This is a genomic window from Aliibacillus thermotolerans (genome assembly GCF_027853235.1).
GTDB lineage: Bacteria > Bacillota > Bacilli > Bacillales > Marinococcaceae > Aliibacillus > Aliibacillus thermotolerans.
This window is the reverse complement of sequence record NZ_WKJG01000053.1, coordinates 1-12295: the sequence shown is the minus strand read 5'-3', so window position 1 is coordinate 12295 and position 12295 is coordinate 1. Positions and strand designations below refer to the sequence as shown.

Below are 12295 nucleotides of genomic sequence, written 5' to 3'. Positions count from 1 at the left end.
TCAAGTATTATACTTACTTCTAACAAGGCTCCTAAAGAATGGGGTGAGTTATTAGGCGATCCAGCAATTACTACCGCTATATTAGATAGGATTATGCACAGAGCGGAAATTATCCATTTAAATGGAGGCAGTTATCGCATGAAACATAGAACTTCTATCTTTGGAGCAAAAACTGCTTCAAATTAATTATCGAAAACTGTATCTTTTTACTTGACGGTTACAGATGCAAAAACATTTGAATCGAATAAATTATGGTAATCGCGATATTTCGGGTGGAATTGATACATTTTGGCTTGACAGCAGCTTGCGAATATCTGCCCAGGAACAAATGGCATTCATGGAACGTCTTGTGAGAGAAAAATTACCGTTTCATAAACAGACGATGAAAACAGTCAAGAGAATGATGATCGATGATGAACAAGATTCTTATACGATTCATGGTAAAACAGGTACTAGATTATCTGATATGGGGCTTGGCTGGTATGTCGGGTTTGTGGAGACGAAGAAAGACATTTGGGTATTTTCTACAAATGTAGACAGCAGCGGTTCTGTCGCGAAAGATATAACGCTAAAAAGCTTAAAAAAATTGCGTATTATACCTAAGAATAAAAAGCGTTCTATGTGAGGGATTGTCCAAACTTCATTATCTAAAAGAAGATTCTCTTTTATACCTTTTCATTTTGTGAAAATTACAAATGAAGGGGTTCATTTTTTCCTATAACGGTATCTTGAAAGAGGAAACGCCACTATATTTGTCGAAAATAATTAAAAATGGAGTAATAGTCAATAGCAAACAACGTGCTCATAAATCCTCATAGACAGGGAGGAACGATGATGGAAATCATTGTGATGGGAATCATGTTTTATATTGTGTTGTTCTTTGCCCTGATTGTATTCATAAAAAACCGGGTGGCTCCTAATCAGAAAAAAATTCAAGAATTAGAGACTCGCATTGTCAAATTAGAAAAAGAAAATGAAGAATTTAAGAATAAATGATCATTCTCCAAAATGAAACTCCATTCATATGAAAGTGTTGTGTAGAGAGTGAAAAGATGGAAGGGAATATTTATGCCGTTATTTTTAATGATCTTGGTGTCATCTGCTTGTCATTCATCCACGTGGAATTTTATTGAAATTGAAAATGTACCTAATGTGGTGTAAGAAAAAAATTGATTCTGATTTACATCTACATTTGATCTTTGATGATGAAAAAGGCTCTTATATTATTTTTCAATCCAGTGGCAACATAAAAGAGGAAGTAGTAATAAGGGGGATGCCGTAACGATCATGTTTGATGTGCATCAATCACAAAAAGATGCTGCACAGCAACAACATGTATATTATTTAACAGCAGATTCAGAATACAACGCGATTGAGGTACTGGTGAATGGCGAATCAATTCCTTTTGAGCGTAGGGAAGAGGTTTCAATCTTGAAATTAAAAATAAAAAAAACGCTACTTTGGCAGGTGAAAAGTAGCGTTTTTACTATATATCGTTTCAGCAATCAGGCTCTTGTTTTTTAATTACGAATGAGATAATCGAACGCTCCGAGTGCTGCTGTTGCTCCTGATCCCATCGAGATAACAATCTGGTTGTACGCGCTGTCTGTACAGTCTCCTGCAGCAAACACACCAGGGATGGATGTAGCACCCTGTTTATCTACAATGATTTCACCGAATTTGTTTCGTTCGAGCGTTCCTTCTAACCACTCTGTATTTGGAACGAGACCAATTTGGACAAAGACACCTTCTAATTCAATATGGTGCTCTTCGCCTGTTTCACGATCTGTATAAGTAAGACCGTTCACATTGTCTGTTCCTGTAATTTCTTTAGTAGCAGCATTCGTAAGGACCGTTACATTTGGTAAGCTATACAAACGCTCTTGTAGCACTTGATCAGCTTTTAATTCAGATGCAAACTCAAGAACAGTCACGTGTTTTGCGATGCCTGCAAGGTCAATCGCAGCTTCAACACCAGAGTTACCGCCACCAATGACTGCAACGTCTTTTCCTTCATATAATGGACCATCACAGTGAGGACAATAGGCGACTCCTTTGTTTTTAAATTCCTCTTCACCAGGAACGTTCACATTCCGCCAGCGAGCACCAGTAGAAATAATGACAGATTTACTTTTTAAAACTGCTCCGTTTTCAAGCTCCACTTCTATGAGATCTTTCTTTTCCAAACGTTTGGCACGTTGTAAATCCATCACATCAATATCATATTCTTTTACGTGCTCTTCTAGCGCTTGTGCAAGTTTTGGTCCTTGGGTTTCTTTGACACTAATGAAGTTTTCAATGCTTAATGTGTCAAGTATTTGACCACCAAAACGTTCTGCTACAATACCAGTGCGGATTCCTTTTCGTGCTGCATAAATGGCTGCACTTGCACCAGCAGGTCCACCGCCAATGACAAGGACATCAAATGGGTCTTTCTCCTCGAATTCTTCTACGCTTGTGCCTTCTCCTAATTTCGCAAGAATTTCTTGGATAGAAATACGACCGCCATTCCAAAACTTACCATTTAAGAAGACAGCTGGTACAGCTCTTACGTTTCTTTCTTCTGCTTCTTCTTTGTTCGTAGCACCATCAATCATTGTGTGAGTAATATTAGGGTTCAAGACGCTCATGATGTTCAGTGCCTGAACTACTTCTGGACAGTTATGACAGCTTAAGCTGACAAACGTTTCAAAATGATATTCTTCGTCAATACTTTTGATTTGATCAATAACACTTTGATCTACTTTTGGTGCTCTTCCACTTACTTGCAGTAACGCTAAAATAAGGGAAGTAAATTCCTCGCCTAGAGGAAGACCGGCAAACACAATGCCGGTGTCTTCCCCTACGCGATTGACACTAAAGCTAGGAGTGCGCTCTAATTTGGTTTCCTCCACTGTGATTTTGGACGACATAGAAGCTATTTCATTCACGAGTTCTAGCATATTGTTTGATACGTCGTCCGAACCCACACTCACTTTAAGAACAATATCATTCTCGAGTAGCTCCAAGTATTGGTTTAATTGTGCTTTTATCTCTTTATCAAGCATTCAGTTTACACACTCCTTAGATTTTACCTACAAGGTCAATGCTTGGCTTCAGTGTTTCTTCTCCTTCTTTCCATTTAGCTGGGCAAACTTCGCCCGGATTGTTGTATACATATTGTGCTGCTTTGAGCTTATCAATAAGGGCACTTGCGTCACGGCCGATACCTTCTGCATGAATTTCAGCTACTTGGATTTCGCCGTCTGGATCAATAATGAATGTTCCACGATCCGCAAGACCTTGTCCTTCACGCAATACTTCAAAGTTTGTAGCAAGTGTTAAAGAAGGGTCTCCGATCATTGTGTAAGTAACTTTTCCGATTGCCGGAGAAGTTTCATGCCATGCTTTATGAGTAAAGTGAGTATCTGTAGAGCAAGAGTACACTTCTGCACCCATTTCTTTTAATGTCGCATATTGTTCTTGAAGATCTTCAAGTTCTGTTGGACATACGAAAGTGAAGTCTGCTGGATAGAAGCAAAGGATTGTCCATTGCCCTTTAAAGTCTTTGTCTGTTACCTCTACAAATTCACCATTTTTGAAAGCTTGCGCTGTGAAAGGTTTTACTTTAGTTCCAATTACTGACATTGTGTAATTCCTCCTATAAATATTTTAATTATTGAAAGTGAAATTCATTCACATTCAATAATAATTCTAATTACATAATTATTATCATACGAAAATCGTTATATTGTCAAGAGGTATATCACATTTTTTAAGGAGAAATATAAAGTTCTATAATTCAGAATATTATGACATAATTTTATTATTGAGAAATGTGGTTGGTAACTGATAATAAAATGTGATCAGCTCCGTACAAGTGTAATATGTCCCCGTAAGTCGTTCATTATTCCTGAAAAAAATGGTTCCTCTCCAATGTGAGGAAAGGAACCTTTATTGCTTCATGATCGTTTTGTTTCCTTATTTATTATTACAAGCTGCTCATGAAATTCACGGTCGATTTCTTCATTGGGGTGATATGTGATTTTACTTGCGATGACGCCTACGAGCAAGCAAAGAAGGAATCCGGGAACGATTTCATACAGATAATTAGAAAGCTCCGTACTCCCCCATACAAACACAGTGACCGCTCCAACAATCATCCCCCATAGCGCTCCAGCACCAGTGAATTTTTTCCAATATAGCGCTAATAAAATAACCGGACCGAACGCTGCCCCAAATCCTGCCCAAGCGAAGGAGACTAGACCGAGAATGGTATCATTTTGTTGCCATGCAAAAACCATCGCGATCAGAGAGACTGCCAAAACGGCACCCCGACTGACATTCACCAGTTGTTTTTGGGTCGCATCCGTTCGAAAAACCGCTTTATAAATATCTTCTACTAATGCAGATGATGTCACGAGTAGCTGGGATGAGACGGTACTCATAATGGCTGCCAGTACCGCAGCAAGCATAAATCCTGCAATCAGAGGATGGAAGAAAATTTGACCTAACGCAATAAAGACTGCTTCTGGGTCTGTTAAAGTAAGGTCCGGATTTTGAGTGAAATAAGCAACTCCAACTAAAGCAGTGGACGCCGCACCGGTTAAAGAAAGGAACATCCAGCCAATGCCAATTCTTCTTGCTTGTTTTGTTTCTTTGACTGAGTTAATGGCCATAAAACGAATAATGATATGAGGTTGACCGAAGTAACCGAGTCCCCATGCTAGAGAAGAAATAATCCCTGCTGTGGTGGCTGAGGCAAAGAAACTAAGTAATGTTGCGTCTGCTTCTCCAATGATACTGATTGTTTCCTCGATCCCGCCAGTTGCAAATACTCCGATGATCGGAACGAGAATAAGTGCTAAAAACATCATCGTACCTTGTACAACGTCTGTAAAACTTACGGCAAGAAAACCACCAATGAACGTATACGTAATCGTAACTAACGCGACGATAATGAGACCGGTGTGGTAGCTAAAACCGAAAGAACTTTGAAAGAATATACCTCCCGCTACCATCCCGGAAGATACATAAAATGTAAAATAAACTAAAATAATAATACCTGAGACAATCCTTAATATTTTGGAATTGTTTTTAAAACGGTTGTCTAGAAAACTCGGGATGGTAATGGAGTTATTCGCCACTGCCGTATATGCCCGAAGCCTTGGTGCCACAAAGATCCAGTTGAGCCATGCGCCAATCAGTAGCCCGATTGCAATCCATGCTTCCACTAATCCCGCAACATAAATGGCTCCCGGAAGCCCCATTAATAACCATTGAGACATATCTGAAGCACCGGCACTAAGGGCGGAAGTGACTGCATTTAGTTTCCGTCCCCCGAGCATGTAATCATCAAGATTGGTTGTTTTCTGATACCCATAAAATCCAATCCCGATCATACCAATTAAATAAATGACAATAGCTATCAGTTGGAATACCGCATCCATTTTCTTTCCCCCTATATGTGTGTCCTTGTTGTGTATAACATATTATTTTCACAGTTTCCAGTGATGTTTGGGTATTCCAATGAATTGGTTGTGGCATCGCACCATAACAAAAGTGAAACGTCAAACACGACGAAAATATTTCTCTTGTGTGAAGATAAATTTGTTATTTTCTCTTTAAGAAAGCGACAGGTTCAAGCACAGGTCTGGCTACTTTCTTCACCGTATTAGATGAAAGAATAAACGCAAAGATGATGGAGCCGAGAATAAGTAAAAATGTCTCAAACACGGTATCTATTCCTTCATAAAAGTTCGTTTCTCTCAAATAACGGAAAATAAATCCGTGTAACAGATAGACGTACAATGTGTTTTTCGCAAAATGAGAAAAAGTTGTTTTATCTTTTGGAATAAGGGTTAAAAATGCAATGGACATTGCGATGGACATGACATAAGCGCCAATCCGCCATATTCCTGCACTCCACCCATTTAATCCTAATGCAGTGTAAGACGTATTTCCATATAATAGTTCGTACGGAATATTAAAAGCAAAAAAATATGTAACCAAAGTGGTGATAACAAGAAATAGAACGGCGGTGAACTTCATCCCTTTATGATAAAGAAACTGGAAGTGTTCGCGTTTTACATAATAACCTGCTAAAAAGAAAGGAAAGAAAACGAGCGTTCTTGATAAACTAAAACACGATCCAACCTCGATATATCCTGATAATATCCCGATGGCGATGGCGATAATTATGAAATACGGACTGAATTTGAATAGATGAATAAGATAATAATAAGTAAATAGTGTAAGCAAAAACCACAAGGACCAGTGAGGATGAAATAAGGAAAACTCTAATTCCCATCCGTACACATCGTAATAAAAAAAGGAATAAATAATTTGCATGACTAAATAAGGAATGAGTAATTTTTGAATAGGTTTCATCAACTCACGTTTTGCCACTGCTTTTTTCGCAAAGTAACCGGAGATAAATAAAAACAGGGGCATATGAAAAGAAAAAAGTAAAAGATATAACGTTCGATTCAAATCACTCGTTCCAATGAGCGGGGTAATGGCATGACTAATAACAACAAGCACAATCAGTATAAATTTCGCATTATCGAAAAAATAGTCTCTTTCTTGTTTTGAAACGTTTGGCATCAGACTCACACAATCACCTACTTCATGTTACATTTCTCTATATAAGTGTAGGCAATAAAAAAGAAATTAGCCAAGAATGAAATTGTGTAAAATAATGGGTACAAAGAGTGTGATAAGATTCTAATAGGGGTGGAAAAAAGACGCCGAACACTTAGGAGCCGAACACTTAGGAGCTGAATGATTGCCCAGTCGCAGTAGATTGGGAGAATTGTACATTTGAGTTGTCTCTATGTTTTTATTGAAACAAACAGGTAATGAGACTGATTTTCTCTTGACGTAGGGAAAAAAGGGTCCCATGACCATTTCATATGACCTCTTTTTTCGGATATTACTTCCGGAGTCGTCCTATGACACATCAATTGGAATTTAATGGATGATTTCGAGCGTTTACATCGCTCATGAGACCGTTTTTGTTACATCAAAGAGGAAAAGGGGTCGCATGAAAGCTATAAATGGTAAAAAATAGGGTGAAGTTAGTCAATGTACTCAGTCATGGATCTATTTTTCGAATGAGACGTAATAAAAGTGTCGTATGACAGATTCATGGAACCTGTTTTTTCGGGTGCTTCTTGTGAAACTATCGTAGGGACAATGAGGGAAGGGTAAGTGACAGAATGGAAAAGGAGCCATCCAATCAGCTTGTTAGATGATTGGTTAGCTCCTTTCTAATAGGTTAGGACGGATTCACTTGCTTTCTTTTTTCGTAGAAATCATGGAGATAATTTTCTTCATATACTTTCGCCATGTCCATCAAGAATGATTCGTGTAATTTTTTCCCGACAAACTGAACACCGATTGGCAGATTATTGTTTGAAAGTCCGACTGGAAGCGATACGGCAGGGTGTCCCGTTAAGGTGAACTACTCGCCACTTAGCTAACGCTTGAAGTGGGAGCTTCTCAACTCCTCGACGAAAGCACTCTTTCGTCTCCTTGAGCGTTACTTCGGGCAGTCCCTGCCCTAGATGTCCGACGTTTCGGAGTTCTTTTCGTACCTTGGATATTTTACGCATGGAAGGAACAGCTTGGTTTTCGCATTTTCTTTCTCCATGCAACCCTATATATCCAGTTATCAAAGAACGTCATAGGTTGATTTTATCACAATGTCGGACAATTGAACAGGCAAAGCCTGTCCTTGTCCGAAGCCAATTCATCTCCCACTTTCACTGGTGCTAAAAGCACCTTCACGTTTAGAAGTGAGAGACTTCTTGGCTGTAAAGTTAAAAATAGGTTCTTCTTTGTTATCAATAGTGACAGTTTCTTCGCCGATTTGTTTTGGAAGGGCTGGTAAGGTTGGTGCCACAAAGACATCAATGTTTTCCATTACTTGGTCGAATGCGTTCGAAATGTCTTTTTGCCACTGAACCGCTTCTATGTAGTCTACCGCATGGATGCCGGTACTGGATTCTAGTACGTGGCGAACGTCCTCTCCATATGCGTCTAATGAATGAGTCGCCATTCTTTCTTTATGAGTATATCCCGCTTCACTCGTAGCTAACGTGAATGTTAATCCTAACGATTTATCAGTATGAGGTACTTCTACCTCTACTAATACAGCACCGAGCGCTTCTAATTGTTGCAATGTGTTATGATAAGCACGAAGAACTTCCTCTTCTATTCGTTCTGTGAAGTAATTGGTTGGTACACCTACGCGAATGCCTTTCAAATCTTGAAGAGGATACTTGTTTTCTTTTGCTGGTTGTCGTAGTAATACGTTCATCATGATGATTAAATCGTCTACATTGCGAGTAATTGGGCCTGTTTGGTCTAAATTCCACGAAATTGGTGTGACGCCTTCCGCACTGAGCAATCCTTTTGTCGGTTTGAGCCCGACTAAACCGCAGCAAGAAGCAGGGATACGTACGGAACCACCTGTATCTGTTCCTAATGAAGCCGCACTGCTATTTGCTAATACAGATACCGCTGAACCTCCACTTGAACCTCCTGGAATCAAGTCTGGATTCCACGGGTTGCGAGCGGGACCATAAAATGGATTATTATTTGTAATTCCAAAAGCAAATTCATGCATATTCGTTTTCCCGATCATAATAGCCCCTTCTTGTCCTAATGTTTCTACAAGGGCAGCATGCTTTTTCGGGACGAAATCTTTATCTACTTTAGAGCCACTGGTACTGCTTGAAGTATGATTGGTTATGGACGGATTGGACGATATCCTGCATTTTGTGCTTCTTGTTCCGTACAAAACATTTCTTCAGCAATTGTTTGTTCGTAATGAGGAGATGACGGCGTATGGTAAATCCAATCTCCCCTAGAGCTTCGATTTCCTTTAATCGTCGGTTCGTCACAACTTATCTCTTGATAAACTTCGGGATGAAATCCATTGGATGTTACGTAGCCATCTTGTTCCCATATGCCAACTTTTCGTCGTTTTGCTTCTTTTTCTACTCGACGGAGCATATCAACGTAGCGGGTATTTGGTTCATACACGTATGCCACTCGAGCGAGTCCTTCCGCAATTAATAATTCATTCAGCATTTTTTCTTCTACCCATACATAAGCAAGAAAGCGATCATATTTGTCGCGAATCGTCGTATCAATTTCTATGTATATCTCATCTGCTTTATCAATCTCATTTTTTACAAATTCACTTGCTTCCTTACCAAATGGCTCTTCAGGTTTGGAAGGATGTACGGTCTCTGGTGTGTCAATTAATAGGAGGCGAATCGTTTCTTCTTGTCCATTCACTATTCCTTTTAAAGTATCTCCATCTATCACTTCTGTCACTTGTAAAGGAAGCACTTCTCCCGGTTCGAAGGCAGAAGAGGTACAACCGGCAAGCAATACAAAGAAAATCAATGAGATGATCACGCTTAGAATGTGATTCTTTTGTCTTTTCATCATGTACACTCCTAGAATACGAAAATCAGCGATGATATAAGATAAACATACAAAAAAATGGTATGATACATATACGTAATGAAAGGCTTTGCTCGGTGTAGAAAGGGTGAAATTCATGGCGATTCAATACACAGATCAACACATAACGGTATTTCAAAGTTCTTTACACCAAACGACGTCTACGGTTGTTCATACGGATGATGTTATTTTCATCGTGGATCCAGCATGGTTGCCGGAGGAAGTGGAAGCCATTCAGTCGTTTGTGAAAGAAGTGGATAAGGGACAGAAAAAATATTTGTTTTTTACCCACTCGGATTTTGACCATATATTAGCATACCATGCTTTTCCGGAAGCAGTCACCATCGCCTCTCGTGGCTTTGTCTCTCGTTCCAAAGAGCATCGAGAAGAAACAGTGAAAGAAATTCAAGAATTTGATGATTATTATTACATCGAACGTCCGTATGTGATTGAGTATCCTAAAATTGAAATTATTATTGATTTTGACGGGCAAACGATTCACGTCGGAGAGACGAGCTTTTCTTTTTATTTGGCACCCGGACATACTGCCGACGGTGCTTTTGTGACAGTAAATGAGCTCGGTGCTTTGATTGTGGGAGATTATTTAAGTGATATTGAGTTTCCGTTTATTTATTACCACAGTGAAGCGTATGAAAAGACGTTAAATAAATTTGAAAGTGTCATAGAAGAAAAGGAAATTCACCTACTCGTACCGGGTCACGGAACGGTTACAACGGAGAGAAAAGAAATGACAGACCGGATTGATGACTCCCGTTGGTACATTGAAACGTTAAGAAACGATTTAAATGACGTTTTAAGCGATGAATATAGTGTTTTAGAAGCGTTTGTGGACAGTTTCCAATTTCCAACGTTTTTAATGAAAATGCATGAGAAAAACGTGGAGCAAATCCAAAAAGAAGCAAATGAAAGACCGCATCAGTAGAAAGGAACATCATCTATGAAAAGACATTGGTTGTCATGGGTAATGACTGTATTGATTCTATTAGTAACTGCATGCAATGTGGAGAAGGAAGAAATTGAACCAGTCTTTCAAGAAGAAAAACCTCCTGTGAAAGATGAGGTTTCAGAAGAAGAACAAACAGCTCACCTAGAAGCAGATGAAGATGGTGTCTTAAAAAATCCAAGCGACATTGAAGTTCTCGTGAACCGAGAATACCGTCTCCCGGCAGATTACGAGCCAGAAGATTTAGTCGTTCCGGATGTTGCTTTTCCATATGAAGAAGATGTCCCAAAAAAACAGTTACGAAAACCTGCTGCGGAAGCATTGGAGGCATTGTTTCGAGAAGCAAATGAAGAAGGATTAACCTTGTTTGCTGTTTCCGGTTATCGCTCTTATACGCGACAAGAGACGATTTTTGCCGCAAACGTATCAAAAGATGGAGAAGAAGCAGCGAATCAATATAGTGCAAGACCGGGAGAAAGTGAACATCAGACAGGACTTGCGATGGATGTGAGTTCTCCTTCCAACAATTATGAATTAACGATTGAATTTGGTAAGACAGCAGAAGGGGAATGGTTAAAAGATCACGCCCACCATCATGGCTTTATCATTCGGTATCCAGAAGACAAAACGGACATTACCGGTTACCAATATGAACCGTGGCATCTCCGTTATGTTGGAGAAGAATTAGCCACTCATTTATATGAAACAGAGAAAACGCTAGAAGAATATTATGGTGCAATTCCAAAAGATTGAAAATAAACGGTAAATGGAGGGACCATTTTTCTTGATGAAATTGGCGAAATTCCCCTTGAATTGCAGGTGAAATTATTAAGAGTGTTGCAAGAGTTTGAAGTAATGAGAATAGGGAGCGCCATGGCAAAAAAAATTGACGTAAGAGTAATCGCAGCGACCAATAAAAATTTGGAGAGAATGGTCGAAGAAGGAACGTTTCGAGAAGACCTTTATTATCGCCTGAATATTATTCCTATTCATATCCCTCCTTTGCGGGAAAGAACCGCTGATATTGCGCCTTTAGCGTATTATTTTTTAAACAAAATCAATGAAAAATATGATTTAAATAAACGATTTCTACCGGAAGTCATCTCTTTTATGCAGCAATATGAATGGCCTGGAAATATTAGAGAAATGGAGAATGTGATTGAACGAGTGGCGGTAACGACTGATCACGATGAAATAGATATACACGATTTACCTAGAAGTATGATAGAAAAAACGATGCAAGATGATGAGAAACGAGACAAAACAGAAACAATCGTTCAAAATAAATTAAAAGACCTTGTAAGAGAACTTGAAACGAAGGTCATTTCTGAGAGAATCGATAAATATGGTACAACGAGAAAGGCAGCAGCTTCTTTAGGAATTAGTCAATCTGCTCTTGTTAAAAAAATGAAGAAATTAAATATAAAGAAGAATATTTAATCCTAAATTATTCATAAAAAACCTTTAATGCCCAAATAATGCTTATCTATCAAGGTATTGAGCTAAATGGTCCATGCATCAAATAAATGAAAAAAGAATCCATTTCTGATATGGTTAAAGCAACTACGAAATAACCACAGAAAGGATTCTTATAATAGCTACTTTACCGCAACTAACACTAGATTTCAATCGTCGAATTAAATTATCAACTGATGGAGGCTCTCTTTCTTCTGATACAGGTGAATTCGTTTTTCGAGAGTTTGATGAAAAAATCGGATTCTCTGAGACTCTTGTTCAACACCTGTATTTGAATGACGAGAGAAAATACTATCTTCATTCGAATGAAAATCTCTTTCGTCAAAAGATTTATCAACTCATCGCTGGTTATGCTGAGGATGATGCGGCCGATCAATTGACGAATGATCCTGTTTT

13 protein-coding genes and 2 pseudogenes are annotated in these 12295 nt (G+C 38.9%); 9 read left to right on the top strand and 6 right to left on the bottom strand.

The window, feature by feature from the left end:
- The 4 genes and pseudogenes from GJS40_RS09515 to GJS40_RS09500 form a co-directional block, all read left to right on the top strand.
- On the top strand, positions 1 to 186 hold a 186-nt coding region (locus GJS40_RS09515; RefSeq protein WP_270897644.1), incomplete at its 5' end, for an ATP-binding protein.
- 49 nt (positions 187 to 235) lie between these two features.
- Positions 236 to 625 (top strand): annotated as a pseudogene (locus GJS40_RS09510) (penicillin-binding transpeptidase domain-containing protein); the annotation flags it as partial.
- A 209-nt stretch (positions 626 to 834) separates the two neighbouring features.
- Positions 835 to 996, top strand: coding sequence for a hypothetical protein (locus GJS40_RS09505; protein WP_270897643.1), 162 nt, complete (start codon positions 835 to 837; stop codon positions 994 to 996).
- 291 nt (positions 997 to 1287) lie between these two features.
- Positions 1288 to 1524: a hypothetical protein gene (locus tag GJS40_RS09500; protein WP_270897642.1), complete on the top strand. Its 237-nt coding sequence runs from the start codon at positions 1288 to 1290 to the stop codon at positions 1522 to 1524.
- On the opposite strand, the gene ahpF is transcribed toward GJS40_RS09500, so the two are convergent.
- From ahpF to GJS40_RS09470, 6 genes are all read right to left on the bottom strand, one after another.
- Complete coding sequence (gene ahpF, locus GJS40_RS09495; protein WP_270897641.1) at positions 1521 to 3047, bottom strand: alkyl hydroperoxide reductase subunit F; 1527 nt, start codon at positions 3045 to 3047, stop codon at positions 1521 to 1523. The two genes, GJS40_RS09500 and ahpF, sit on opposite strands and share 4 nt — an antisense overlap.
- 16 nt (positions 3048 to 3063) lie before the next feature.
- Positions 3064 to 3627 carry an alkyl hydroperoxide reductase subunit C gene (gene ahpC, locus GJS40_RS09490; protein WP_270897640.1) on the bottom strand — a complete coding sequence of 188 codons (564 nt, stop codon included), beginning with the start codon at positions 3625 to 3627 and terminating at the stop codon, positions 3064 to 3066.
- 314 nt (positions 3628 to 3941) lie between these two features.
- A complete protein-coding gene (gene putP, locus GJS40_RS09485) occupies positions 3942 to 5429 on the bottom strand; it encodes a sodium/proline symporter PutP (RefSeq protein WP_270897639.1) in 1488 nt (495 codons plus the stop codon).
- A gap of 163 nt (positions 5430 to 5592) precedes the next feature.
- Positions 5593 to 6585, bottom strand: coding sequence for an acyltransferase family protein (locus GJS40_RS09480; protein WP_270897647.1), 993 nt, complete (start codon positions 6583 to 6585; stop codon positions 5593 to 5595).
- A 1147-nt stretch (positions 6586 to 7732) separates the two neighbouring features.
- Positions 7733 to 8785 (bottom strand): amidase, encoded by a 1053-nt coding sequence (locus GJS40_RS09475; protein WP_270897638.1) that lies wholly within the window; start codon positions 8783 to 8785, stop codon positions 7733 to 7735.
- Entirely contained in the window at positions 8734 to 9441 is a 708-nt protein-coding gene (locus GJS40_RS09470) for a thermonuclease family protein (protein WP_270897637.1), read from the bottom strand. The genes GJS40_RS09475 and GJS40_RS09470 overlap by 52 nt, the downstream gene beginning before the upstream one ends.
- Before the next feature lie 115 nt (positions 9442 to 9556).
- Here GJS40_RS09470 and GJS40_RS09465 point away from each other — a divergent pair, with 115 nt between their 5' ends.
- From GJS40_RS09465 to GJS40_RS09450, 5 genes and pseudogenes are all read left to right on the top strand, one after another.
- Positions 9557 to 10402, top strand: a complete 846-nt coding sequence (locus GJS40_RS09465; protein WP_270897636.1) for an MBL fold metallo-hydrolase — start codon at positions 9557 to 9559, stop codon at positions 10400 to 10402.
- 15 nt (positions 10403 to 10417) lie between these two features.
- A complete protein-coding gene (locus GJS40_RS09460) occupies positions 10418 to 11176 on the top strand; it encodes a M15 family metallopeptidase (RefSeq protein ID WP_270897635.1) in 759 nt (252 codons plus the stop codon).
- A gap of 21 nt (positions 11177 to 11197) precedes the next feature.
- Positions 11198 to 11665: pseudogene (locus GJS40_RS14600) on the top strand (sigma 54-interacting transcriptional regulator); the annotation flags it as partial.
- Entirely contained in the window at positions 11645 to 11863 is a 219-nt protein-coding gene (locus GJS40_RS14485; protein ID WP_456298386.1) for a helix-turn-helix domain-containing protein, read from the top strand. The pseudogene GJS40_RS14600 and the gene GJS40_RS14485, both read left to right, overlap by 21 nt.
- Positions 11864 to 12017: 154 nt before the next feature.
- Positions 12018 to 12295, top strand: a 278-nt coding sequence (locus GJS40_RS09450; protein ID WP_270897645.1) for a transposase, incomplete at its 3' end; no start/stop codon positions are given.

Coding starts and splice junctions, on each gene's coding strand:
- GJS40_RS09505 (WP_270897643.1), top strand. CDS start 835: ATGGAAATCATTGTGATGGGAATCATGTTTTATATTGTGTTGTTCTTT.
- GJS40_RS09500 (WP_270897642.1), top strand. CDS start 1,288: ATGTTTGATGTGCATCAATCACAAAAAGATGCTGCACAGCAACAACAT.
- ahpF (WP_270897641.1), bottom strand. CDS start 3,047: ATGCTTGATAAAGAGATAAAAGCACAATTAAACCAATACTTGGAGCTA.
- ahpC (WP_270897640.1), bottom strand. CDS start 3,627: ATGTCAGTAATTGGAACTAAAGTAAAACCTTTCACAGCGCAAGCTTTC.
- putP (WP_270897639.1), bottom strand. CDS start 5,429: ATGGATGCGGTATTCCAACTGATAGCTATTGTCATTTATTTAATTGGT.
- GJS40_RS09480 (WP_270897647.1), bottom strand. CDS start 6,585: ATGCCAAACGTTTCAAAACAAGAAAGAGACTATTTTTTCGATAATGCG.
- GJS40_RS09470 (WP_270897637.1), bottom strand. CDS start 9,441: ATGAAAAGACAAAAGAATCACATTCTAAGCGTGATCATCTCATTGATT.
- GJS40_RS09465 (WP_270897636.1), top strand. CDS start 9,557: ATGGCGATTCAATACACAGATCAACACATAACGGTATTTCAAAGTTCT.
- GJS40_RS09460 (WP_270897635.1), top strand. CDS start 10,418: ATGAAAAGACATTGGTTGTCATGGGTAATGACTGTATTGATTCTATTA.
- GJS40_RS14485 (WP_456298386.1), top strand. CDS start 11,645: ATGATAGAAAAAACGATGCAAGATGATGAGAAACGAGACAAAACAGAA.